Source organism: Pseudomonas hefeiensis, assembly GCF_030687835.1.
Taxonomy (GTDB): Bacteria; Pseudomonadota; Gammaproteobacteria; order Pseudomonadales; family Pseudomonadaceae; genus Aquipseudomonas; species Aquipseudomonas hefeiensis.
In genome coordinates, this window is the sequence record NZ_CP117449.1 from 4,708,661 (window position 1) to 4,733,351 (window position 24,691).

The 24,691-nt window shown below is 61.1% G+C and carries 13 protein-coding genes and 1 pseudogene; 7 read left to right on the forward strand and 7 right to left on the reverse strand.

The genetic code is table 11. The annotated features are described in order from the left end of the window. Positions 1 to 16 precede the first annotated feature (16 nt). From PSH57_RS21100 to recQ, 3 genes and pseudogenes are all read right to left on the reverse strand, one after another. Positions 17 to 1,957, reverse strand: coding sequence for a motility hub landmark protein FimV (locus PSH57_RS21100; protein WP_305385317.1), 1,941 nt, complete (start codon positions 1,955 to 1,957; stop codon positions 17 to 19). 93 nt (positions 1,958 to 2,050) lie between these two features. Then, complete coding sequence (locus tag PSH57_RS21105; RefSeq protein WP_047226202.1) at positions 2,051 to 2,485, reverse strand: MarR family transcriptional regulator; 435 nt, start codon at positions 2,483 to 2,485, stop codon at positions 2,051 to 2,053. Between the two features lie 118 nt (positions 2,486 to 2,603). After that, positions 2,604 to 4,730, reverse strand: a pseudogene (gene recQ / locus PSH57_RS21110) (DNA helicase RecQ). Between the two features lie 476 nt (positions 4,731 to 5,206). Here recQ and PSH57_RS21115 point away from each other — a divergent pair. The 4 genes from PSH57_RS21115 to ptuB all read left to right on the forward strand — a co-directional run bounded on the left by PSH57_RS21115 (position 5,207) and on the right by ptuB (position 8,391). After that, a complete protein-coding gene (locus PSH57_RS21115) occupies positions 5,207 to 5,794 on the forward strand; it encodes a YecA/YgfB family protein (protein ID WP_305385319.1) in 588 nt (195 codons plus the stop codon). An 8-nt stretch (positions 5,795 to 5,802) separates the two neighbouring features. Next, entirely contained in the window at positions 5,803 to 6,198 is a 396-nt protein-coding gene (locus PSH57_RS21120) for a YbaN family protein (RefSeq protein WP_305385320.1), read from the forward strand. Between the two features lie 123 nt (positions 6,199 to 6,321). After that, positions 6,322 to 7,725 carry an AAA family ATPase gene (locus PSH57_RS21125; RefSeq protein WP_305385321.1) on the forward strand — a complete coding sequence of 468 codons (1,404 nt, stop codon included), beginning with the start codon at positions 6,322 to 6,324 and terminating at the stop codon, positions 7,723 to 7,725. A gap of 18 nt (positions 7,726 to 7,743) precedes the next feature. After that, positions 7,744 to 8,391 (forward strand): retron Ec78 anti-phage system effector HNH endonuclease PtuB, encoded by a 648-nt coding sequence (gene ptuB, locus PSH57_RS21130; protein ID WP_305385322.1) that lies wholly within the window; start codon positions 7,744 to 7,746, stop codon positions 8,389 to 8,391. A gap of 222 nt (positions 8,392 to 8,613) precedes the next feature. On the opposite strand, the gene PSH57_RS29380 is transcribed toward ptuB, so the two are convergent. Further along, positions 8,614 to 13,311 (reverse strand): beta strand repeat-containing protein, encoded by a 4,698-nt coding sequence (locus PSH57_RS29380; protein ID WP_422766050.1) that lies wholly within the window; start codon positions 13,309 to 13,311, stop codon positions 8,614 to 8,616. Further along, positions 13,263 to 17,189, reverse strand: coding sequence for a retention module-containing protein (locus tag PSH57_RS29385; protein WP_422766051.1), 3,927 nt, complete (start codon positions 17,187 to 17,189; stop codon positions 13,263 to 13,265). Before PSH57_RS29385 ends, PSH57_RS29380 begins: the two co-directional genes overlap by 49 nt. Before the next feature lie 451 nt (positions 17,190 to 17,640). Here PSH57_RS29385 and PSH57_RS21140 point away from each other — a divergent pair, with 451 nt between their 5' ends. The 3 genes from PSH57_RS21140 (at position 17,641) to PSH57_RS21150 (ending at position 22,744) form a co-directional block, all read left to right on the forward strand. Continuing rightward, a complete protein-coding gene (locus PSH57_RS21140; RefSeq protein ID WP_256232155.1) occupies positions 17,641 to 18,999 on the forward strand; it encodes a TolC family outer membrane protein in 1,359 nt (452 codons plus the stop codon). A gap of 27 nt (positions 19,000 to 19,026) precedes the next feature. Then, on the forward strand, positions 19,027 to 21,186 hold the full coding sequence (locus PSH57_RS21145) for a type I secretion system permease/ATPase (RefSeq protein ID WP_305385325.1): 2,160 nt from the start codon (positions 19,027 to 19,029) through the stop codon (positions 21,184 to 21,186). Between the two features lie 193 nt (positions 21,187 to 21,379). Beyond that, positions 21,380 to 22,744, forward strand: a complete 1,365-nt coding sequence (locus tag PSH57_RS21150) for an HlyD family type I secretion periplasmic adaptor subunit (RefSeq protein ID WP_305385326.1) — start codon at positions 21,380 to 21,382, stop codon at positions 22,742 to 22,744. A 148-nt stretch (positions 22,745 to 22,892) separates the two neighbouring features. Here the strand turns inward: PSH57_RS21150 and PSH57_RS21155 are convergent, their stop codons facing one another. Together PSH57_RS21155 and PSH57_RS21160 are read right to left on the reverse strand one after the other, a co-directional pair. Then, positions 22,893 to 23,489, reverse strand: coding sequence for a tRNA-uridine aminocarboxypropyltransferase (locus tag PSH57_RS21155; RefSeq protein ID WP_305416069.1), 597 nt, complete (start codon positions 23,487 to 23,489; stop codon positions 22,893 to 22,895). A gap of 9 nt (positions 23,490 to 23,498) precedes the next feature. Then, positions 23,499 to 24,392, reverse strand: a complete 894-nt coding sequence (locus PSH57_RS21160; RefSeq protein ID WP_047227898.1) for a LysR family transcriptional regulator — start codon at positions 24,390 to 24,392, stop codon at positions 23,499 to 23,501. Positions 24,393 to 24,691 lie beyond the last annotated feature (299 nt).

Genomic DNA, 24,691 nt, shown 5'->3' on the forward strand with positions numbered 1-24,691 from the left:
ATATCAATAAAAGACTTCAGCGAATCCCCGCCAGCAGCACCCGCGCGGTTTGCTTGAGAGGTTCATTGCCCTCTTCGAGCAACTGCTCAAGCAGCGCGACGGCGGTTTTCAGATCGCCATCGTCGATGCAGTTCTGCGCCTGCTCCAGCTTGTCGGAGTGCTCCGGTACCTGAGGCTCTTGACGGACAGGTTCGAGGACCATCGGCTCCAGTTCCAGCGACTGTTCTTCATCGGCAAACCCGTCGAGAAATGCATCGTCCAGCGATTCGGTTTCCGAGGGTGCGCTCCACTGCAGATCCGGCTCGTCGAAACTCGAAAGCGACAAGTCCCCAAAGCCTTCGGGCGCAACAGGTGTTTTTTCAGTAGCACTGTCCTGCGGCTCGGCAAGGTCCCAACTGGTTTCCATGGACAGCGCATCCAGATTGAGCTCGAACTCGTCACTGGACACAGGGGCGGCATCAGCCAGAGGCGCCGGCGGCTGGGGTTCTGTCACCATGGGCGCGGCCACCGCAGCGACCTTCGGGTAACGCCCGCGGATCTCCTCAAGTGTCCTGACCTCAACGCCCTGCGCCAACAAATGATGTTCCTGGGCCTGGAAACCGATGGTATCGCCCTGCTTGCCCAACACTTCCAGCAACTTGAGGCCCAGGTCGGTGCGCGCGGGCTCTGTCAGTAACGCGGCGCGCAGCAATCCTGCCGCTTCGGTGAAACGACCGTAGGTCAGGTAAATCCCGACCCCCTCCAGCACATCCCCCAAAGGTGCATCACCGTTACTGAACGATGTGGCGGCCTCGGGCTGTTCCGCGTCGGCGCTCGAAGCATAGGTTTGGGTGTCGTCTTCCAGCACCGGTTCAGGACGCTCGGGCATTGGCTCCATTTCGGCCTGCTCTTGCTGCCGGCGACGAAGCAACAGCAACAGCACAAGCAATCCTAAAAGCCCGGCCAGCCCCGTCACCCACAGCCAGTTAATGCCTTCTTCTGGTTCCGGGACCGGTTCGGTAACCGGTTGTACGTCAGCCGCCGGTGCCGGTGCGGGTGCGGGTGCGGCAGGCATTGATTCCGGCTGTGCAGATGCCACAGGGGCTGGGGTGACCTCGGCCAGTTGTGTCTGCAACTCGCTGATCTGCTTGCGCTGACTCGCGACTTCTTGGTCCTGGGCTTGAAGCAGCGCCTGCAGTTGCTCGATGGTTTTTTGTTGCTGCTCGTTGTGCAGCACGTTAGCAACCAGTTGCTCGTCGGACACGGCGGGGGCCGGGGCGGCAGCCGATTCTGCCGATGATGGCAGCACCGCAGAATCGGGCAGCAATAAACGCTGGCCCACGGAAAGCCGGTCGCTGCCGGGGTTCAGGGCCTGGATGCCCTGCATCAGCTCATTGACCGAAGCGTTGCTGCCGGCGTCATGCAGGCGCTTGGCGATGGCCCACGGGTTGTCCCCTTGCACGACGGTATAGCGCTTGCCTTGAGTAGCGGCAGGCGGCTTGGCCGCAGGTGTTGCCTGGGCTGCGGCGGAAGACTCGTCACGAGCCGGCACGATGCCCGGCGTGCCCGGCAGGTCGATCAGCACGGTGTATTCGCGCAGCAGACGCCCGTTGGGCTGATTGAGCTGCACCAGGAAATTGAGGAAGGGTTCCTCCACCGGTTTACTGGAGGTGACCCGAATGTAACTGCGCTCGCCGCGCAGCACTGGCGTGAAGCGCAGGTTATTGAGATAAAACACGCGTTCCACGCCGGCACGGCTGAAATCGTCCGGGCTCGCCAGGCTGGCCGACAAATCCCCTTCACTTACCCCGGCCACATCGACCAGGGCGATATCGGCCCGCAACGGCTGATTCAGGGCGGAATGGAGGGTGATCTCCCCAAGCCCCAGCGCCGATGCCAACGCCGAATATCCCATGGCTGCCACGACTACCAACACGTTGACCCAACTGCGCAACGTGAACTGCAAACTTACAAGCATGGGCATCCCTTTTGATTACCAGACTGAGCGCCTAAGTACTGGTTATAGTTCGCGAACCGCCGAATCTCAAAAGTCTGACGCCAGGGATATGCCTCAGGATTTTTCCAGATTGGCCAGAATCGTGCCATGGACCCGCATGCACACGCGCATGTCGGCTTCATCGACCCCTTCGAACAGCTCCCGCCGCAGTTGCGTGGCAATGGTTTCGATCTGTTCGATCAGCGGCAGCGCCGGCGCGCAGAGCACGATTTTCTTGGCTCGACGATCCTCGGCCACGGCTTGGCGCTGCACCAGGCCCTGAGCTTCCAGGCTGTCGAGCAACCGGGCCAGGGTCGGACCTTCGACAGCGACACTCTGGGCCAGTTCGCGCTGGGTCGGCGCCTGTTCGAAACGGGCCAGGTGCAACAGCACCAGCCAGCGCGCCTGAGACAGACCCAGCCCGGCCAGGCGACGATCCAGCTCGGCACGCCAGCCTCGAGACATCTGCGCCAACTGCATGCCAAAACGGTGTTGATCGGTTAACGGCATAAAAAAACTCATCAGATCTGAAATAGAGAAAAACTAATTATTAGTCAGCTAAGCATGAGCTTCGGATTCAGGCAAGGTTTACCCTGTAGTGAATCGTTAAAGGCACGTAACTCACTGATCAGACTTCAAATTCAGACTGCAACGCAGCCCTGACACAATACAGGACACCTTCCGGAACCCGACCGACAAACAGTGCTGCGACTTCCGACACCGCTGGCAACTCGCCCTCGCCGTCCAGAAACGCGTCCTGCACCTCGCCCATCAGTTCCTCGGGCAAGTCCAATGCCTGCTCCAAAGACAACTGCTGCTTGCCGATGGCTTCGGCCAGCATCGTATACACGTTCTTTTCCGAGCATTGCAGTTGCCCGGCAATCTGCAACGGGGTCATGCCGGCGCGGGCCAGGGTGATCAATTCGTGACGCACATCGGTCACCACTTTGGGCGCCTCGGCCTCGCCGCCCAGCACTTGGAGGAAGGCTTCGCCGTAACGCTCCAGCTTGCGCGCCCCCACGCCACTGACCCGGGCCATTTCCGCCAGGGAGGTGGGGTTGGCTGCGGAGCATTTCCAGCAGCGTCGAATCGGGGAAGATGACATACGGAGGCACGCCATGCTCTTCGGCCAGCTTGCGACGCAAGGCGCGCAAGGCTTCCCATTGGTCCCGCTCTTCGCCGCGCACCAATTGGCTGGCCTGGCTCTTGCTGTTCTTGATCGCCGTTGCCGGCTTGAGATCACGGCGCAGTTCGAGGGAGACCTCGCCTTTGAGCAACGGCCGACAGCTCGCACTCAAGCGCAGGCCGCCGTAGCCTTCCAGGTCGATATCGGCCAGACCGCGGGCTACGAGCTGGCGGAACAATGAACGCCATTCACTCTCCGAGCGCGCCTTGCCCACACCAAACACCGAAAGATGCTGGTGGCCGAAGCTGCGAACCTTCTCGTTGTCCTTGCCCAGCAACACGTCCACCAGATGCCCCACGCCATAGCGCTGGCCGGTGCGATAAATCGCCGACAACGCCTGACGGGCAGGTTCGGTGGCGTCCCAGGTTTCCACGCCGTCGACGCAGTGTCGCAATGTCCGCAAGGCTGGGGCATGTCTTCGTCGAAATAGGCCAGCAAGGTCTGGCGCCGGCAACGGGTTTCTTCGCACAGCGAAAGCATGGCGTCGAGCTTGTGCTGTTCCAGACGCTTGTGGCGCTCGTCACCTTCGGAGTTCTGCAGCATCTGCTTGAGCATCACCACGTCTTGCAGGCCGTAGGCCATCCACGCGTCGGCCGGCAAGCCATCACGGCCGGCACGCCCGGTTTCCTGGTAATACGCCTCGAGCGATTTGGGCAGGTCCAGGTGCGCGACAAAACGCACGTTGGGCTTGTCGATGCCCATGCCGAACGCCACGGTAGCCACCATGATCAGGCCTTCCTCATTGAGGAAGCGCTTCTGATGGTAGGCCCGCAGGTCATTGGGCAGGCCGGCGTGATACGGCAACGCCGGAAAACCTTGGTCGCAGAGAAACGCCGCTACTTCATCGACCTTTTTGCGCGACAGGCAATAAACGATGCCGGCATCGCTGCGTCGCTCGGCAATAAACGCCAGCAACTGCTTGCGCGGCTGCTCTTTGGGCACGATGCGGTAGAAAATGTTGGGTCGGTCGAAGCTGGAGAGGAAGCGCTCGGCGTTCTGCAAGTGCAAACGCTCGACGATTTCTTCGCGGGTGCGTTTGTCGGCGGTGGCGGTCAGGGCGATGCGTGGCACGTCGGGAAACAGTTCGGCCAGTTGCCCCAATTGCAGGTACTCGCGCCGGAAGTCGTGGCCCCATTGGGACACACAGTGGGCTTCGTCGATGGCGAACAAGGCGATTTCCAGGCTCTGCAGGAACGCCAGCATGCGCGGCTGCACCAGGCGTTCCGGGGCCAGGTAGAGCATTTTTATTTCACCGCGTTTGATGCGCGCCGCCAGGTCCCGCTGCTGCTCGGCGCTGAGGGTCGAGTTCAGCGAAGCGGCTGCAACCCCCAGCTCTTCAAGGGTCGCAACCTGGTCGTCCATCAACGCGATCAGCGGCGAAACCACCACCGCCAGGCCATTACGCAACAGCGCCGGCACCTGGAAGCACAAGGATTTGCCGCCGCCGGTGGGCATCAGTACCAGGGCATCGCCACCGCTGGCCACGCGCTCAATAATGGCACCCTGGCGGCCACGGAAACTGTCGTAGCCGAAGATGTCCTTGAGGACGCGTTGAGCCTGTTCGAGCATAAAAACTCCAAAAATCACCGAAACATCCCTGCAAGGCTGGTTCAGAATCAAAAACGCTGCACCGGCAAATCGTAAGTGCGCGTTTCGAAACGCCGGGACGCCGCAGGGCATCACAAAACGCGGCAGTATACCCGAGGCCTTCGTGGCAAAGGGCGCTGCTGACAAGAGGCTCTAATTGGACTTTGAAGATAAGGAAGCCGAACACTGCATTTGTGGCGAGGGGATTTATCCCCGCTGGGCTGCGCAGCAGCCCTCTCGGCTTATCAGGTGGATCGCACACTCGGTGGCCATTTTGGGTCTGCTGCGCAGCCCAGCGGGGATGAATCCCCTCGCCACAGAGACCGAGTTCAGACCTTCTTTTTCGGTACGCCCCCCAATCCAGCCCTCATGGGCAAGGCAAATACGCCACGCGGCTGGCCTGGGCGCTCAAGAAGGCCTAGAATTCCCGCATTGTTTATTCCCCAAGGTAGCCTGTAATGTCCTTCGCTGAGCAACTGACCCGCCTGCAAGTCTTCCTCGACGCCGATGAGCTGCACGAAGAGGCGCTGGATTACGTGGCCGCTCACGGCTACCTGACCGCCCTGTCGATCTGCGCCGAGACGGTACCGGAGCGTGAGTGGATCGACGCCCTGTTCGCCGAAGAGCCGCATTACACCGACGAAGCCCAGCGCACCGAAATCGAAACCACGCTGGTGGGCCTCAAGGCCCATATCGCCCGTCAACTGGCCTCCGACGAAGAATTCGAATTGCCATGCGAGCTGGACTTGGGCGATGACCCGGACGATTCGGAACTGCGTGGCTGGTGCATCGGCTTCATGGAAGGCGTGTTCCTGCGCGAAGCCGCCTGGTTCGAAACCGCCGAGGAAGAAGTCAGCGAAATGCTGCTGCCGATCATGGTCGGTTCCGGCCTGTTCGACGAGCAACCGGAGTTTTCCGACATCGCCGCCGACGCCAACCTGATGGACGACATGATCGTGCAGATCCCTGAAGCCCTCACCGCCCTGTACTTGCTGTGCAACGCCCCGGACGAGAAACCGGCAATCCTCAAGCCGCGCCACCACTGAGTGACCGGGTGCCCGCGCCAGTCGGCAACCGTCCGCTGATCCTGCGTTACGCTCTACTGGCCATCGGCTGGCTGAGCGTGGTGCTGGGGGTCATCGGCATTTTCATTCCCGTATTGCCCACCACCCCCTTCCTGCTGCTGGCCGCGGCCTGCTTCGCCCGCAGCTCGCCACGCTTTTATCGCTGGCTGGTGGGCCATCCGCGGCTCGGCCCCTGGATCGCCGATTACCTCAGCGGCAACGGCATCCCGCTCAAGGGCAAGATCTACGCCGTCGGGCTGATGTGGGCGAGCATCCTCTTGTCCTGCTACCTGGTACCCCTGCCGTGGGCGCGGGCATTCATGCTGACCAGTGCGGTGCTGGTGACGGTTTATATCCTTAGGCAGAAGACATTGCACAAACCTTAAATAGTGAAGGGGCAGCGGGCAGGTATTCAGCTCTTTTCATTCGCAGTAGAATTCGTGTCACATCCATTCGCTGGAACATCACCACTGCCGCAGCCTGGCATCGGTCCACATCGAGGAGAGTCTGTGAAACTGATCAGGCTGGAACTGGAAAACTACCGTTGTTTCCCTTCATTAACTCTTGAGCTGGACCCCCAATTGACCTTGCTCGTTGCACGTAACGGTCAAGGCAAGACGAGTCTGCTTGATGCCATCAAGGTCGCATTGTGGCCCTATGTTCGCGGTTTCGATCTCGGTAGCACAACCAACGACACTACCGGTATCCACCCGGAAGACGTCTTCTTACGCCCCCTCGCAGCCCATCAGATGGAGCCCTCTCTCCCCTCGCGGCTAACTGCCCACGCTTATTTTCAAGAGCAGCCCTGGAAATGGTCACGGCGTCGGGAAAGCATCCGCAAAGGGACGCAAACCCGCGGGGACGCAACGGCAAACTTGCTGGAAACCACCGCCGAGGCGCTTGAAGTGCGGATATTCCACAAAGCAACATCTGGCCAAGAGGCTCCCTTCGACTTGCCAGTCCTGGCGTACTACGGCACAGGCCGGCTCTGGAGTCAGAAGAAGCTGACTGCTGCTCATGAAAAAGCTGAAAACGCCGAGCTCTCAAGAACTTATGCCTATCGCGACTGCCTTGATCCGGCCTCAAGCTATAAACACTTTGCCAAGTGGTACACACGAATCTTTCGCAGCTATCGCGAGGAGCAGATTCGCAATATTGAACGTGGGAAGCTAAGCATTGATGTAAAGGACGAATTCTCACATCCGGTATTGGCTGTACAGAATGCGGTGAATGCCGTCCTCGCTACTCGGACGGGATGGCGAGATCTGGCGTATAGCAGTGAATTTTCCGACTTGGTGCTGGAACATCCATTTCACGGTGTGTTGAAGGTCAGTCAGCTCAGCGATGGGATCCGCAATATTGTCGCCTTGGCTGCGGACATCGCTTATCGCTGCGTAAAACTCAATCCGCATCTGGGCATCATGGCCCCGATTAGAAGTACAGGCGTCGTTTTGATAGATGAAGTCGACATGCATCTGCACCCTGCTTGGCAGCAGACCGTCGTACCAGATCTCCTCAGTGCTTTCCCGCATATCCAGTTCATCGTGACAACCCACAGCCCTCAGGTGATTACCTCTGTACCAGCTCACTGCATCCGCGTTCTTCAAACCGAAACCGACGAAAACGGACGACGGGTAACAGTGAGCAATGTGGATCAACAAACTCAAGGGGTCGCCAGCTCCCAAGTACTGGCGTACGTCATGGACCTCGATCCGACACCCGATAATGAACCCGCTCAAAAAATGAGCGAATACATGGGATTGATCCAACAAAACCTTCATGAAACAACGCGGGGCCAAGACCTGCGCAATTATCTGGATAAGCATTTCGGTAGTCAGCATCCGAATATGCTCGACTGCCATCGTCTGATCCGCTTGGAAACGTTCAAACGCAAGCAGCTGATAAAACAGTAAGACAAGGAAACTGGGTACATGCGAAAGCTTGTTCGAGGTGAGGGGCCGCACTGTCTTACCCGCTACAGACATGGATTGCACAATTGGTCGTTACAATCTCCGACATTGCAGGAACGTGGGCAGATCTGGGAAAGTCTCCAAGCCATGCAAGATACTCGTTGTGCTTATTGCGAGGTCGATATCAGAAAGCCCGGCCACGCACACATTGAGCACTTTCGACAACGAGACAGATACCCACAGGGCACCTTCGATTGGAACAACTTATTTGGCTCATGCTGCCGGGAAGATGCGTGCGGTAAGTTCAAGGACAGTTGCGGCCCGTATGATCACAGTATCTTGCTCAAGCCTGACGTGGACGACCCGGATGACTACTTCGTTTTCGTCAACGACGGCACCATCGTCCCACGGGCTGACCTGGACGATAGGTCACGGCAAAGGGCAATCGATACCTTGCGGATCTTCAACTTGGATGCTCAAAACGGAGCGCTACGTGAAATGAGGCGCGAGGCCATTCGACCCCATCGGGATACGGCACAAGCCCTCATGGAAATGTCTGAGGATTGTCCTGAAACCGATTTTCTTAAGTTCCTTGAAGAGGAAATTCAGACAATCGCGAGCTTGCCGTTCTCTACAGCGATCCGGCACACACTATCGAAAAGGTGTTGAGCGAAACACTACGCAAAAAGGGTGCTTTAAAAGGGTGCTTTGCTGGAAATCGTACGCTGGATTACGTCGGCCTACTCCAGTCAGGACAGCATGCCCCTCGCCACAAGGGCCAGTGTGCTTCCATAAAAATGAGGGGCTACCCAACCCACCTGTCTCCACCAAAACAAACAAAACCCGCCACATCCAAACTGAACATGACGGGTTTTGTCGTTTCAGCTCACCTCACACCGTGTCCACCTTCAACGAATGATCATTCAACATTCCGTTGATGATGGTCGCCGTATCTGCCCCCGCAATCATGCCATCCACGCCAGGCGTGACGCCGTAGTAACTGGCGAGGTTGACGCCGGCCAGGTCGATGGTCTGGTGCGGCGTGGCACCGGCCGTGGAGCTGACGTCGATGCTGGTGATAACCGAGGCGCCACTGCCAGTGATGCTGAAGTGCAGGTAGTCGTCCAGGGACGCGCTGCTGCCATTTTCCCCCAGCAACAGTTGCGACAGGTCGAGTTTGTCGAGGCCGGGGGTGAAGTCCGTGACCAGGTCATGGCCGCTGTTGCCCACTTGCCATTGGAAGGTATCGGCGCCGCTGCCACCGGTCAGGGTGTTGTTGCCCAGGCCGCCGATCAACACGTCATCGCCGCCACCGCCATTGAGCACGTCGTCGCCCAGGCCGCCGTTGAGGCGGTTGCTGGCGCCATCCCCCGTGAGGGTATCGTTGAAGTTCGAGCCGACCAGGTTTTCGATGCCCGCCAGGGTGTCGATGCCGGAGCCCAAGGTGTTTTGCGCGGCCAGCAAGCCCAGGTTCACCGTAACTCCGGCACTGGCGTGGGCGTAGCTGGCGGTGTCGTTGCCGGTGCCACCGTCGAGCAGGTCGTTGCCGGTGCCGCTGTAGAGCAAGTCGTTGCCCGCCTCGCCATGCAAGGTGTTGTTGCCCGAACCCGCGCTGAGTATGTCGTCGCCGTCGCCCGCGTTGAGGATGTTGTCACCCTCGCCGGCCATCAGTACGTCGTCTCCGGTGGTGCCCGTCAGGGTGTGGCCTGCCTGATAGCTGATGCCGACCGCCGCGCTGTCGCTGCCACCGTGATTGTCGCTGGTGGTGTAGCTGCCGTGGTAATCCGGCGTGCTGTCCTGGGCTCCGGCGTAGTTGACGGTCAAGGTCAGTTGGTAGTTTTCCGCGCCTTTGGGGTTGCCGCCACTGCCATTGGCGATGTTGGTGACGTGGATCTGGTAGTTGCCATCCGCCGCCGCAGTGAACGAGGCGCCATCGGTGATCGCGATGAAAGGCCCACCGTTGAGGGAGTATTCCAGGGCAATGCGGCCGGCCGCCAGGTTGTGGTCCAGGGTGAGAGTTTCGCCCTGCTTGAGGCTGATATTGAGCCGGTCTTCATCGTTGGCGTTGTGGTTGGACACCATCCCCAGTGCGCCGCTGACCACCAGCACCGCGGTCATGGTCGCGGCATTGGCGACAAAAGCGCCGCGATTGAGGTTGATCGACTGCACGTTGTTACCGGCGAAGCTGACCGTGCCGGTACTGCCGGTGAAGTCTGCACCTTTGGCGACCCATCCGGTATTGAAACTGGTGGGTGACGCCGTGAGCGGATCGCCGTTGGCGTCGCTGTCGTTGCCCAGCAGCATTTCCCCCGGGATCACGATGTTGCCCGACAGGACGTTGGTGATGATGTTGTCGTCGACCGCCACGGGCGGGCTGTTGGGCAGAACCTTGACCACCAGGCTGGAACTGGCCAGGTCGCCGTCGTTGTCGCTGACGGTGTAGCCGATGGTCTCGGTGATCAATGTGCTGGTGGCCGTCTGGGACGTGTAGCTGTACTCGCCGGTGTCGAGATTCACCAGCAGCGTGCCGTCGTGGTCGGTGGCGATACTCAGCGTGTTGTTGGCGGTATTGAAGGTGCCATGGTTGGCCCCGCCGCTGGCGGTCAGCGCACCCTGTCCGGCGTTGGCGGCCGGATCGTAGCTGTAGGTGGTGCCGTCGACCACCAGGCTTTTGACAAACCCGCCGTCTGCGCCGAACGAGCCGCCCTCGCCCAGCAGACTGCCAGTGACCGGTACACCTTGCACGGTGCCAGAGAGCACCGAGTTGAGCTGGTTCAGGTCGGTGACCAGCACCGCGTCGGTGTCGGTGTGGGTGCTGCCGTCGTAGGCCAGCGGGTCGAGGTGAGTATCACTGACCCCGCCGCCCAAGCCGATGGCGTAGTTCTTGATGCCATTGGCGTCGAGGAAAGCTTTCCACGCCGCTTCGTCCGCCGCACCGGTTCCCTGGCCCGTAGTGGGCTTGCCGTCGGAGAAGAAGTAGCCAATGTTCTGCGCTCCGGTCAGTTGCCCCGAGGTGACAAAAGCGGTCTTGGCTGCTGCCACCGCCGCGTCGTAGTTGGTCCCGCCGCCTGCCGACAGGCCGGTGAGGAGCGACTTGGCGGTCGCCACGTCCACCCACACAGAAGTCTGGTCGGTGGCGCTGCTGCTGAAGGTCACGAGCTGGACTTTCACATCCCCCAGGTCATCGTATTTATCGAGCAAGGCGCTGATCGCCTGTTTCGCCAGGTCCAGCCGCGAGAGCCCCGGCACACCAGAGGGGTCGGCCATGCTCCCGGACACATCGAGCACGATCAGCAGGTTCGAGTCGATCTCCACCGCCGTCACCGAACGCTCGGACGCGACGGCCGTGGGCACGTCGTCGACGATGCTCACCACCAGGTTGCCGGTGACACTGTTGCCCAAGGCGTCCGTAGCCTGATAGGTGAAGCTTTCGCTCAACACATTCGGGCCGTCGTTGGCGTTGGGTGCCGTCGTGGCTGGCGAAGTCAGCGTGTAGGTGTACGAGCCGTCGGGGTTGAGCAACAACTGGCCGTAGGCGCCGGTGGCGTTGCCCACCAGACTGAACGTCAGCGCACCGCTGGCACCGCTCACCGAACCGAGAAGACTACCGGTGGCGGTTTCGCTGGTGGCGCTCGGGTCGCTGCCGGTGACGGTACCGGGGGCCAGGTCCTGGCCATCCTGATTCAGGTCCAGGGCTTTTTCGTAGACGGTGATGTCCTGGTCGGTTTCGGCGACGAGGCAGCTGTTGTGGACATCGATGGTGATGGTGGTAGTGCTTTCATCGCCGTCGGCATCGCGCACGGTGTAGGTGAATACATCGGTGGCTCCCGGCGCGCCGACGCTGTTCGGATTGCTGTGGTAAACGGCGTTGCCATTGGCGTCCAGCGTGAGATAGCCGTAGGTGCCGTTGATCTGGGTGTTGAGGCCACCCAACGCGGGGGTTGAAGTGTCGTTGCCGGCACGAACGCCGATCACCGCACCACCGTCGGCGCCAAGCACGTCGTTGTCCAGCACATTGCCGTTGACCGTGCCGCCCTCCACTACCGAAGCCAAATCGGCATGGGCGGTGGGCACGTCGTCAACGACGTTGATAACGATGGTGCTGGTGACCGTATTGCCCAAAGAATCGGTGGCTTGATAGGTAAAGCTTTCACTCAGGACATTCGGACCATCGTTGGCCGAAGGTGCCGTGGTGGCTGGCGAGGTCAGGGTGTAGGTGTAGGAACCGTCCGGGTTGAGCAACAACTGTCCATAAGCACCGGTGGCGTTGCCTACAAGAGCAAAAGTCACGGCACCGACGGCACCAGTGACCGAGCCGACCAGGCTACCGCTGGCCGTTTCGCTGGTAGCGTTCGGCGTACTGCCGGTGACGGTGCCGGGGGCCAGGTCCTGGCCGTCCTGGTTCAGGTCCAGGGCTTTTTCGTAGACGGTAATGTCCTGGTCGGTTTCGGCGACGAGGCAGCTGTTGTGGACATCGATGGTGATGGTGGTAGTGCTTTCATCGCCGTCGGCATCGCGCACGGTGTAGGTGAATACATCGGTGGCTCCCGGCGCGCCGACGCTGTTCGGGTTGCTGTGGTAAACGGCGTTGCCATTGGCGTCCAGGGTCAGGTAGCCGTAGGTGCCGTTGATCTGGGTGTTGAGACCACCCAACGCAGGGTTTGAAGTGTCATTGCCGGCACGAACGCCGATCACGGTACCGCCGTCGGCGCCGAGCACGTCGTTGTCCAGCACATTGCCGCTGACCGTGCCGCCCTCCACTACCGAAGCCAAATCGGCATGGGCGGTGGGCACGTCGTCAACGACGTTGATAACGATGGTGCTGGTGACCGTATTGCCCAAAGAATCGGTGGCTTGATAGGTAAAGCTTTCACTCAGGACATTCGGACCATCGTTGGCCGAAGGTGCCGTGGTGGCTGGCGAGGTCAGGGTGTAGGTGTACGAACCATCGGGGTTGAGCAGCAACTGACCGTAGGCACCGGTGGCGTTGCCCACCAGGGCGAAAGTCACGGCGCCGATCGCACCTGTGACCGAACCGACCAGGCTACCGCTGGCGGTTTCGCTGGTAGCGTTCGGCGCACTGCCGGTGACGGTGCCGGGGGCCAGGTCCTGGCCGTCCTGGTTCAGGTCCAGGGCTTTTTCGTAGACAGTAATGTCCTGGTCGGTTTCGGCGACAAGGGCGCTGTTGTAGACATCGATGGTGATGGTGGTGGTGCTTTCATCGCCGTCGGCATCGCGCACGGTGTAGGTGAATACATCGGTGGCTCCCGGCGCGCCGACGCTGTTCGGGTTGCTGTGGTAAACGGCATTGCCGTTGGCGTCCAGGGTCAGGTAGCCATAGGTGCCGTTGATCTGGGTGTTAAGGCCGCCAACCGCCGAGGTTGACGTGTCGCTGCCAGCACGAACGCCGATCACCGCGCCACTTGCGGCGGGGCCGTCGGCACCGCCCACATCGTTGTTCAGGACGTTGCCGCTGACGGTCCCGCCTTCGTCCACCGAGGCGGAGTCAGCATGGGCGGTGGGCAAATCATCAACGATGTTCACGTCCAGGTTGCCATTGGCCGTAGTGCCGTTGTCGTCGGTGACCACGACGGCAAATTGTTCGCTGAGGCTGTTGGCGCGTCGTCGGCGTTGGCGTGGGCTTCGTTGTCCAGCAAGGTGTAGCTGTAACTCACCACGCCCGTGGCGGCGTTGAAGCCGGTGATGGTCAGCGTGTTGCCCAATGCCGTGGTGATGGATTGCGGGAAACCGGCTGCAACACCGCCCGTGACGACGTTGATGCCGCCCACGCTCAGGGTCTGCACACCGTCCAGCGCGGTGATGGTGAAGGTGCCGCTTTGGGTCAGCGCCGGAGCGTCCGGGCTGGTGCCGTCGCTGAGGTTTTTCTCCTGAAGATTCAGCTCGCCGCCTTCAGTGTCCAGGCCTTCAATGATCACCGGGTCGTCGTTGTTGTGTACCTGCAACACCAGGTTGGCGGTGCTGGTGTCGCCATCGGCGTCGGTCAGGGTGTAGGTGAAGGTTTCGCTACCGCTGCCGCCGCCGTGCAGGCCTTTGAAGTCTGCGTCGGCAGTGTTGAGCGTGTAGGTGTAGGAACCGTCAGCGTTAAGGACCAGCGTGCCGTAAGTGCCGGTAAAGGTACCGGGCGTGACCGGGCCGGACGCCACACGATCGGCGCCTTCGGTGTCATTGGTCAGCACGCTGCCGGTCAGGGTCAGGTTGGTTTCCGAGGCGGTGCCGGCGTTGCTGTCGTCCACGGCTTGAGGCACATCATCAACGATGTTCACGTCCAGGTTGCCATTGGCCGTGGTGCCGTTGTCGTCGGTGACCACGACGGCAAATTGTTCGCTGAGGCTGTTGGCACCGTTGGCGTTGGCGTGGGCTTCGTTGTCCAGCAAGGTGTAGCTGTAACTCACCACACCCGTGGCGGCGTTGAAGCCGGTGATGGTCAGCGTGTTGCCCAATGCCGTGGTGATGGACTGTGGGAAACCGGCGGCAACACCGCCCGTGACGACGTTGATGCCACCCACGCTCAGGGTCTGCACACCGTCCAGGGCGGTGATGGTGAAGGTGCCGCTTTGGGTCAACGCCGGAGCATCCGGGCTGGTGCCGTCGCTGAGGTTTTTCTCCTGAAGATTCAGCTCGCCGCCTTCAGTGTCCAGGCCTTCAATGATCACCGGATCGTCGTTGTTGTGTACCTGCAACACCAGGTTGGCGGTGCTGGTGTCGCCATCGGCGTCGGTCAGGGTGTAGGTGAAGGTTTCGCTACCGTTGCCGCCGCCGTGCAGGCCTTTGAAGTCTGCGTCGGCAGTGTTGAGCGTGTAGGTGTAGGAACCGTCAGCGTTAAGGACCAGCGTGCCGTAAGTGCCGGTAAAGGTACCGGGCGTGACCGGGCCGGACGCCACACGATCGGCGCCTTCGGTGTCATTGGTCAGCACGCTGCCGGTCAGGGTCAGGTTGGTTTCCGAGGCGGTGCCGGCGTTGCTGTCGTCCACGGCTTGAGGCACATCATCAACGATGTTCACGTCCAGGTTGCCATTGGCCGTGGTGCCGTTGTCGTCGGTGACCACGACAGCAAATTGCTCGCCGAGGCTGTTGGCGCCGTTGGCGTTGGCGTGGGCTTCGTTGTCCAGCAAGGTGTAGCTGTAACTCACCACGCCCGTGGCGGCGTTGAAGCCGGTGATGGTCAGCGTGTTGCCCAATGCCGTGGTGATGGATTGCGGGAAACCGGCGGCAACACCGCCCGTGACGACGTTGATGCCGCCCACGCTCAGGGTCTGCACACCGTCCAGCGCGGTGATGGTGAAGGTGCCGCTTTGGGTCAACGCCGGAGCATCCGGGCTGGTGCCGTCGCTGAGGTTTTTCTCCTGAAGATTCAGCTCGCCGCCTTCAGTGCCCAGGCCTTCAATGATCACCGGGTCGTCGTTGTTGTGTACCTGCAACACCAGGTTGGCGGTGCTGGTGTCGCCATCGGCGTCGGTCAGGGTGTAGGTGAAGGTTTCGCTACCGTTGCCGCCGCCGTGCAGGCCTTTGAAGTTTGCGTCGGCAGTGTTGAGCGTGTAGGTGTAGGAACCGTCAGCGTTAAGGACCAGCGTGCCGTAAGTGCCGGTAAAGGTACCGGGCGTGACCGGGCCGGACGCCACACGATCGGCGCCTTCGGTGTCATTGGTCAGCACGCTGCCGGTCAGGGTCAGGTTGGTTTCCGAGGCGGTGCCGGCGTTGCTGTCGTCCACGGCTTGAGGCACATCATCAACGATATTCACGTCCAGATTGCCGTTGGCCGTGGTGCCGTTGTCGTCGGTGACCACGACAGCAAATTGCTCGCCGAGGCTGTTGGCGCCGTTGGCGTTGGCGTGGGCTTCGTTGTCCAGCAAGGTGTAGCTGTAACTCACCACGCCCGTGGCGGCGTTAAAGCCGGTGATGGTCAGCGTGTTGCCCAATGCCGTGGTGATGGATTGCGGGAAACCGGCTGCAACACCGCCCGTGACGACGTTGATGCCGCCCACGCTCAGGGTCTGCACACCGTCCAGGGCGGTGATGGTGAAGGTGCCGCTTTGGGTCAACGCCGGAGCGTCCGGGCTGGTGCCGTCGCTGAGATTTTTTTCCTGAAGGTTCAGCTCGCCGCCTTCAGTGTCCAGGCCTTCAATGATCACCGGGTCGTCGTTGTTGTGTACCTGCAACACCAGGTTGGCGGTGCTGGTGTCGCCATCGGCGTCGGTCAGGGTGTAGGTGAAGGTTTCAGTGCCACTTCCGCCGCCATGCAACGCCACGAATTGCGGGTCGCTGGTGTTGAGGGTGTAGGTGTACGTGCCGTTGGGGTTCAGCACCAGGGTGCCGTAGGTGCCGGTGAACGTGCCGCCAATGATCGGCCCGCTGTCAGGCCCGGTGGGGATGCGGTCGGCGCCTTGGTGATCGTTGGGCAAGACGTTGCCGGTGAGCGTGACCAGACTTTCCGATGCGGTGCTGGCGTGGCTGTCGTCAATCGCCTGGGGGACGTCGTCGGTGATGTTGACGTCCAGAGTCCCGGTGGCAGTGTCGCCATCGGTATCGACGGCCACGACGGGGAACTGCTCGCTGATGTTATTGGCCCCGCCACCGGCGGGATGGCTTTCATTGTCCGTCAGGGTATAGCTGTAGCTGACCACACCGGTGGCGGGGTTGTAGCCGGTGATGGTCAAGGTGTTGCCCAGTGCCGAGGTGATGGATTGGGGAAAACCTGCGGGTACGCCGCCGGTGATCACGCTGATGCCACCGATGCTCAGGCTGCTCAATCCATCGGGCGCGGAAATGGTGAAGCTGCCGCTTTGCACCAGCGCCCCAGGATTGCTGGCAGAACCGTCAGACAGGTTCGCTTCATTGGCGGTCAACTCACCGCCATCCACGGTCAGGCCATCAAGGGTAACGGGGTTATCCGGGGTTTCAGGGTCTACCGGTGGCACGATTGCATCGTCGCCGCCGTCATCCGGATCACCGGCCAGACGCAGTTCTGGAAACTCGGGTATCCCGTTGAACCCGGCGGTGGGGAAACCGATCAGCGGGTCAACCTCCCCGCCGACTTCCTCCAACAACACAAAACTGTGCCCACCACCCACGCCCCCCGGATTACCACCCTCGGCGCCGGCGGCTGTTGCCTCGCCGGTCTGGGTCGGGTCGGCGCCGGCGGCGATGGCTTGTTGCAGTTTTTGCACATCGGTCAGCTGCGCATCGCTGGGAGTCGGCGCCTCAGACGTATCGCCGGCAGACGCCTGATTGGCGAGCAATTGCGGGCTCAAGGTCAGGTCACTTCCGCGGCCCAAGGTCAACTCCTTGCCGTTCTGCAACTGCACAGCCACCGCCCCTTCGGCCCCGGTGATCAGGTGCTCACCGGCATACAGCCGATCGCCTTCAACCAGAGGCCGTCGCAGGCCACCGACCGCTTCTGCGAAAACCTGCCCTACCACCTTGCTGACGGTACCGATGAGCGCTGCCATGTGCATTCCCTCCGTTGCCAACCGTGGTCGGCACCTGTTTGGGTGAAGAATTCGTGCTCGGTTGGCGGCCAGGAATTTGGAAAATCTGCCAGCCTTCGTGGGTGAAAAAGGCGCTAGCTATTCGCCACAATGACAAAAAACCGTCGCTTTAAACCGCCTCGCATTTCGCCCTTCCAGCCCTTCTTCACGTCGCTTCAAAATGAATACGGAACTTTTATTGACGCCTAAAATCCGTCAGAACCCGCAGATTCAAAGGCTTTCGTTTTGAACAATGTGCCGCTTTTTTCCAAGCACATAAGTTTTTTTTGGCATAAGACTTATGAGAAATTCTTCTTAGGTTTCGCGCAGGATGTTCTTAGCTGTGTTGTTACAAGCTTGAAACGGTTTTGATCTTAAGTACGTCAATATTTTGGCGACAGCGAAGCACAACAGACCTAAGGAGATGCACCCCATGCGCGTTCTTTCCCCCCTCTGCAGCGCGGTTTTGCTGGCCATGGCCTGCTCTTCTTCAGCGCAGGCCATGTCATTGACCGAAGCGATCCAGAGCACTATTGCTACGCACCCGGAACTGGCACAACGGGTCGATAGCCGTCTGTCGGCCAACGAAGACGTCAAGGTCGCCAGAGGGGGGTTCTTCCCGTCGGTGGATTTGAATGCCGGCTACGGTCGCGGCTACAGCGACAACACCAATACCCGGGCGCTGGGCAATCACCACACCAATATCCTGACTTACACCCAATCGGAGCTGCGCCTGCGGCAGATGCTTTTTGACGGGTTCAACACCGCCAATGAAGTGGAGCGGACCAAAGGCGTGGTCAATTCCCGGGCCTACTACGCCCAAGGCACTGCCCAGGATCTGGCGCTGCGCACCATCGAGGTTTATCTGGAAGTGCTCAAGCGGCGCGAGCTGGTGACGCTGGCCAAGAACAACCTGCAGGCTCACCTGCGCGTCAACGACCAGATCGGCCTACGCACCGAGCGTGGCGTGGGCAGTACCGCCGACTCCGATCAGTCCAATGCTCGCCGGGCCCTGGCGGAAAACAACTTCGACACCGCCCAGGTCGACCTGGCCGACGCCGAGGCAAACTTCTACAGCGTGGTCGGGCGCATGCCCGATGAGCTGGAAACACCGCCCTCGACCAAAGGCGAGATGCCCGCTGACCTGCTCCAAGCCCAGCAAAGCATGGTGGATAACAACCCGTACCTGAAATCGGCCCAGGCCGACGTGCAATCCGCCGAAAGCCAGTACGAAGTGGCCAAGTCGCCGTTCTATCCGCGTTTCGACGCCGAAGCGGCAGTGGGCGCCAATAACAACCTCGGCGGTGAAGAGGGTCACGACAACAACTGGAGGGTCGGCGTAGTGATGAACTACAACCTGTTTCGCGGCGGCAGCGACAAGGCGCGGTTGGCGTCCAATGCCCACCAGATCAACCAGGCCATGGACATCCGCAACAACGCCCTGCGCCAGCTCAACGAAGACACCCGCCTGGCCTGGAACGCGATGCTCAACGCCCGCAAACAGACCCCCACCGCCCGGGAATACGCCGAAACCACCTCCCGGGTGCGCGCCGCCTATCAGGACCAGTTCGGCCTCGGTCAGCGGACCCTGCTCGATGTGCTCGACAGCGAAAACGAGCTGTACAACGCCAACCGTCGCTACACCGAAGTACGCTACACCGAGGAATACTCGATGTATCGGGTGTTGGCGAACATGGGCCAGTTGTTGAGCAAACAGCGGGTGGTGCTGCCGGCCGACGCGGTCGCTCAAACAGAAGTCAAAAACGAAGCGCGGTTGCCCGAGCTGAAGTAGGCCCCCCAAAAAATGGGAGCGATCAATGTGACCAGCATGGAACCCGCAACGCCCAGCACGGATCCGCGGCTGAATTTCGATGATCCTTTGCTGGACGGTCTGTTGATCCTCTGCAAACTCCATGGCGCGACAGTCAGCCGCGCCAGCCTTGGCGCCGGGCTTCCAATGGCGCACCAACGTCTGAGCCTGGACCTGCTGCCGCGCGCAGCGGCCCGGGCCAGTTTGCAGGCACGCTTGCTGCGCCGTGACCTGACCGACATTTCGCCGCTCAACCTGCCGGTGATGCTGATTCTGGCCGGTGGTCGCTGCGCCGTGTTGCGGCGCTGGGGCGAGGACGGCCAGGCGCTGATCCTGCCCAGCGAAGCCGATGGCGGCGAGCAGTGGGTCAGCCGCGACGAACTGAGCGCCGTCTACAGCGGCCAGGCGTTGTTCGCCCGGCCGCGCCATGAGCTCGAAGACCTGCGCGCGCCCTTGGTTCCACGGGTCGAGGCGTGGTTTCGTGACACCTTGAAACTGTCGCGCTGGCTGTACAGCGACGCGATCCTGGCGAGTTTCCTGATTAACCTGCTGGGGCTGATGGTGCCGCTGTTCGTCATGCAGACCTACGACCGCGTGGTGCCGAACCAGGCCACGTCCACTTTGTGGGTGCTGGCCGTGGGGCTGTTGATCGGCACCGGTTTCGAACTGGTTTTGCGCGTGGTGCGCGCCCATCTGCTGGACACCGCCGGCAAGAAAACCGACGTGATCCTCTCCGCGACCCTGTTCGAACGCATCACCGGCATGGCGATGAAGGCCAAACCGGTGACCATCGGCGGGTTCGCCCAGAGCATCCATGACTTCCAGGGCCTGCGCGAATTCCTCACCGCTGTCACCCTTACTAGCCTGATCGACCTGCCCTTCGCGGTGCTGATGCTGGTGGTGATCGGGTTGCTGGGTGGCTGGCTGGTGGTGATTCCGGTGGTGGCTTTTCCACTCACCATTATTTTCGCGATGATCATCCAGACGCGCCTGCGCGACACCGTGCAAAAAAGCCTGGCCCTGGGCGCGCAGCGTCAGGCGTTGCTGATCGAAACCCTCGGAGGCTTGGAAACCCTCAAGGCCTGCAGCGCCGAAAGTGAGCGCCAGCATCAGTGGGAAAGCACCCACGGCGCCCTCACCCGCCTGGACAGCCACGCACGCAGCCTCTCGGCGCTGGCGACCAACGGCACGCTGTTCCTGCAACAACTGGCCGGCATGGCGACTATCGTCGCCGGGGTCTACAGCATCATCGCCGGCAACCTCAGCGTCGGCGCGCTGGTGGCGACCTACATGCTCGGCAGCCGGGTGTTGGCGCCGCTGGGGCAGATCGCAGGGCTGATCACCCGCTACCAGCAAGCCCAGCTCACCATGCGTAGCACCGACGCGCTGATGGCGCTGCCCCAGGAGCGCGATGCCAAACAACGGCCGCTGGACCGCACCCAGTTACAGGGCGCGCTGGACGTCAGCGGTGTGACCTTCCATTACGACGGCCAGAACGCCCCGGCGCTGGCGAATGTGAGTTTCAGCCTCAAGCCCGGCGAACGGGTCGGGATCATCGGTCGCAGTGGCTCGGGCAAAAGCACCCTGGCGCGCCTGGTGATGGGGTTTTATGAGCCGCAGGAAGGCCAGTTGCTGCTCGATGGGCTGGACCTTCGGCAACTGGACGTGGCGGACCTGCGTCAACAGATCGGTTATGTCGCCCATGACCTGCCGCTGCTGGCCGGCAGCCTGCGGGACAACCTCACCCTCGGCGCCCGCTACATCAGCGACGCACGCATGCTGGAAGTGGCGGAACTGACCGGCGTCACCGAACTGGCCCGCCAGCATCCCCAGGGCTTCGACCGCCCGGTGGGCGAGCGCGGGCAGTTGCTCTCCGGTGGGCAGCGCCAGGCCGTGCTGCTGGCCCGGGCCCTATTGCTCGACCCGCCGATCCTGCTGCTGGACGAACCCACCAGCGCCATGGACAACAGCAGCGAAGACGTGTTGCGGCAAAAGCTTCATACCCATGTGCAGGGCAAGACAGTGCTGCTGGTGACCCATCGCACGTCGATGCTGAGCCTGGTGGACCGGCTGGTGGTGCTGGACAACGGCCGGATCGTGGCCGACGGACCGAAAGAAGCGGTGATTGATGCGCTGCGCAAGGGACGGGTGGGGGCCGCGGCGGTATAACAGCCCACACAGCCCCTGTGGTGAGGGGATTTATCCCCGCTGGACTGCGAAGCTGCCCCAAGAGCAATCAACTCAATCAGGCTGGCACACCGAGGTGTCTGATTTTAGGGCTGCTTCGCAGCCCAGCGGGGATAAATCCCCTCGCCACAAAAGCCGCACCAACCTTAGTTCTTTTAACTGACGGGTATCGCCCATGTCTGCTCAAACACCCGATTCCGCGGCCCGAAGCTACTTCGGCAGTTTCAGCAAAAGCGCCGAAAGCGAGTTCATGCCGGAAACCGCCGGCGCGGCGCTGCAGGATTCGCCGCGGCGCTCGCGGGTCACGGTGTGGCTGGCGGCCGGGTTGATCATCGCCGCGCTGGTGTGGGCCAAACTGGCGGTGTTGCAGGAAGTCACCACCGGTGAAGGCAAGGCCATTCCCTCGAGCAAGATTCAGGTGATCCAGAACCTGGAGGGCGGCATCGTCACCGAAATTTTCGTGCGCGAAGGCCAGATGGTGAACAAGGGCGACACCCTGCTGCGCCTGGACGACACGCGGTTTCTGTCGAACAAGGGCGAGAGCGAGGTCGACCGCTATGCGCTGACCGCCCAGGTCGAACGCTTGTCGGCCGAAGCCGAGGGCCGGCCTTTCGAATTGTCCGCTGAAGTCATCAGCAAAGCCCCGCAGGTGGCCGAAGATGAGCGCTCACTGTATGAACAACGGCAGCGGCGCCTGGCCAGCGAACAGCGGACGCTGACCGAACAACTGCGCCAGAAAACCCAGGAGCTGGCGGAATTTCGCTCCAAGCAGGGCCAATTCAGTTCCAGCCTGGCCCTGCTGCAAGAGGAGATGAACATGTCGGCGCCGCTGGTGCGCACTGGAGCGGTGTCGCCGGTGGAAATCCTGCGGCTCAAACGCAGCGCGGTGGAAATCCGTGGCTCGCTCAACGCCACGACCCTGGCGATTCCTCGGGCCGAATCGGCGATCAACGAGATCAAGAGCAAGATCGACGAGTCGGAACAGTCCTTCCGTTCCGAGGCGGCCAAGGAACTCAACGAGAAACGCACGGAGTTGTCAAAAATCACTGCATCGAGCATTGCCATCGACGACCGCGTGACCCGCACCACCGTGGTCTCGCCGGTGTACGGGGTGATCAAGCAACTCAAGGTCAACACCATCGGCGGCGTGGTGCAGCCGGGCAGCGACATGGCAGAAATCGTGCCGCTGGAAGACAACTTGCTGATCGAAGCCAAGGTCCGCCCCCAGGACGTGGCCTTCCTGCATCCGGGCCAGAAAGCCATGGTCAAGTTCAGCGCCTATGACTACACGATCTATGGCGGAATGAGCGCCAGGCTCGAACTGATCGGCGCCGACACCATCACCGATGACAAGGGCAACAGCTTCTACCTGATCCAGGTGCGCACAGATAAAAATCACTTGGGCGGCGATGCCAATCCGTTGCTGATCATTCCAGGGATGGTGGCGACGGTGGACATCATTACCGGGGAGAAAAGTGTGCTGGATTACTTGCTCAAACCGGTGTTGAAGGCCCGGACTGAGGCGATGCGTGAGCGGTGATTTTTGCTGGGATATGCGGTGATTGAGAGGCCGCCTTCGCGAGCAAGCCCGCTCCCACAATGGATTTGCGGCAAACACAAATTTTGCGGCCACAGGCGATCAAATGTGGGAGCGGGCTTGCTCGCGAAGGCGCCGGCAAAGACAACCATTATTTCTCAGCATGGTTACGCCGAAACGTCGCCTCCCCCATCGCCGCAATCTGCCCCTCGATCAACGCCTCGAACGGCCTCAGCAACGGCTCAAAACGGGTCGGCGCCTCAAGGGTTTGCAGCGCCTGGACAACCGCCTCCACCGTCGACAAAGCACCAGGCCCTGGCGCCTTGCGCAAGCGGTAGCGAGACACACCGCCATCGGCCAGCGTCACCCTCGGCAGCGCCGCCAACAGAGGGTTGAGGTGCAGCAACTTGCGCGCCTTGCGCCAGGTACCGTCCGGGACGACCAGCAGCAGCGGGTCGTCAGACGGAGCATAAGCGTGCATGGGCTGCGCCTGTTCACCGGGAAACAACAGCCGCGCCTGATAACCCGGTTGATTGAGCAAGCCGGGCAAATCCTCGAACACCTCGCCCACGATCAACTCGGCATTATTAAGCCCCAAGGCCGCCAGCCGCGCGGTGTTCAAGGCGTGGTTCACTTCGCTGGGATGCTGCAACAGCAACACGCGGGTGCGGCTGTCGAGGCTGGGGATCAGCGGGCACAGGCAATGGCTTTGCGGCCTCTGGCAACGCGTGCACTGGATTCTGGACATGACGGCACCTCAGGCCTGGTTGAGTTGCGCCTTGAGCAGGTCGCGAAAAGTCTGGATCAGCGGCTCACGGCTGCGGCCACGACGCACGATCATCGAAAACGGTGCCTGATAACCAAAAGTGGCCGGCAGCAAGACGCGCAAGTCGCCCTTGTCCACCCAGGCCTGGGCGTAGTGCTCAGGCAGGTAACCGACGTAGGCGCCGGACAATACCAGGATCAACTGCGCCTCCATGCTCTCCACCGTCGCCGCGCTGTGCTTGAAGCCATGGCGAGCCAGTTCGGCCTGGCTCCAGTAACCGCGCCCGACCATGCGCTGCTGGGTGATGAGTTGCTCAGGGATACGCCGCTCGTTGAACAGCGGGTGACGGTTGCTGCAATACAACCAGTGCTGCTCACGGTACAGCGGCATGTAGACCAGGCCACTCATGCGCGTGGAAAACGCGCCAATGGCCAGGTCCAGGCGGTTGTCCTGCACGCCCAGTTGCAGTTCGTACGGGCTCATGACCGACAGGTGCAGGTGGACCGCCGGATGCTCCTGGCTGTAGGCGCCGATGGCTTCGGCGAACGGCAGGGCCTTGTCGCTGACGGTGGAATCGATCACCCCCAGATTCAACGTGCCGCGCAACTCGCCCTTCAGCGCGGCGGCGTATTGCTCGAAGCCTTCAAGCTCGCCCAACAGACGCAGGGTTTCCTGGTGGAACAACTCGCCCTTGCTGGTCAGGCTGAACCCACCCCGCCCACGATGACACAGCACCAGGCCCAGGGCCGATTCGAGCTGGCTCATGTAGGTGCTGATGGCCGACGTGGAGAGGTTGAGCTCGTGCTGGGCATTGGCAAACCCCTGGTGCCGCACCACGCTGACGAAAATGCGCAGCAGTTTCAGGTCGGGTAAAGCGTTGGCCATGGGGAACTCCAAATACAGACAGGACACTGCAAACTTTGTGGCAAGGGGGTTTATCTGTGGGAGCAAAGCTTGCTCGCGATACAGGCGCCTCGGTTCCAGAGCAAACCGCATGGACCTCATCGCGGGCAAGCCTTGCTCCCACAGGCTTGCACCCACCATTTAACCTCAACAGATCAATCGCGAGTCTATCGCCCCGCCCCGCATTAGTTTAGAAAAATCTGAACTAAGTATTTGCCCTCAGCGATTCTTCCCTACCCGCGCTTTTCGCAGAATCGACCCCTGATAAATAAAACAACGAT

Bases quoted from the DNA above. Each gene is read 5' to 3' on its own strand.
- PSH57_RS21100 (WP_305385317.1), bottom strand. From the start codon at position 1,957: ATGCTTGTAAGTTTGCAGTTCACGTTGCGCAGTTGGGTCAACGTGTTG.
- PSH57_RS21140 (WP_256232155.1), top strand. From the start codon at position 17,641: ATGCGCGTTCTTTCCCCCCTCTGCAGCGCGGTTTTGCTGGCCATGGCC.
- PSH57_RS21115 (WP_305385319.1), top strand. From the start codon at position 5,207: ATGTCCTTCGCTGAGCAACTGACCCGCCTGCAAGTCTTCCTCGACGCC.
- ptuB (WP_305385322.1), top strand. From the start codon at position 7,744: ATGCGAAAGCTTGTTCGAGGTGAGGGGCCGCACTGTCTTACCCGCTAC.
- PSH57_RS21150 (WP_305385326.1), top strand. From the start codon at position 21,380: ATGTCTGCTCAAACACCCGATTCCGCGGCCCGAAGCTACTTCGGCAGT.
- PSH57_RS29385 (WP_422766051.1), bottom strand. From the start codon at position 17,189: ATGGCAGCGCTCATCGGTACCGTCAGCAAGGTGGTAGGGCAGGTTTTC.
- PSH57_RS21160 (WP_047227898.1), bottom strand. From the start codon at position 24,392: ATGGCCAACGCTTTACCCGACCTGAAACTGCTGCGCATTTTCGTCAGC.
- PSH57_RS21105 (WP_047226202.1), bottom strand. From the start codon at position 2,485: ATGCCGTTAACCGATCAACACCGTTTTGGCATGCAGTTGGCGCAGATG.
- PSH57_RS21155 (WP_305416069.1), bottom strand. From the start codon at position 23,489: ATGTCCAGAATCCAGTGCACGCGTTGCCAGAGGCCGCAAAGCCATTGC.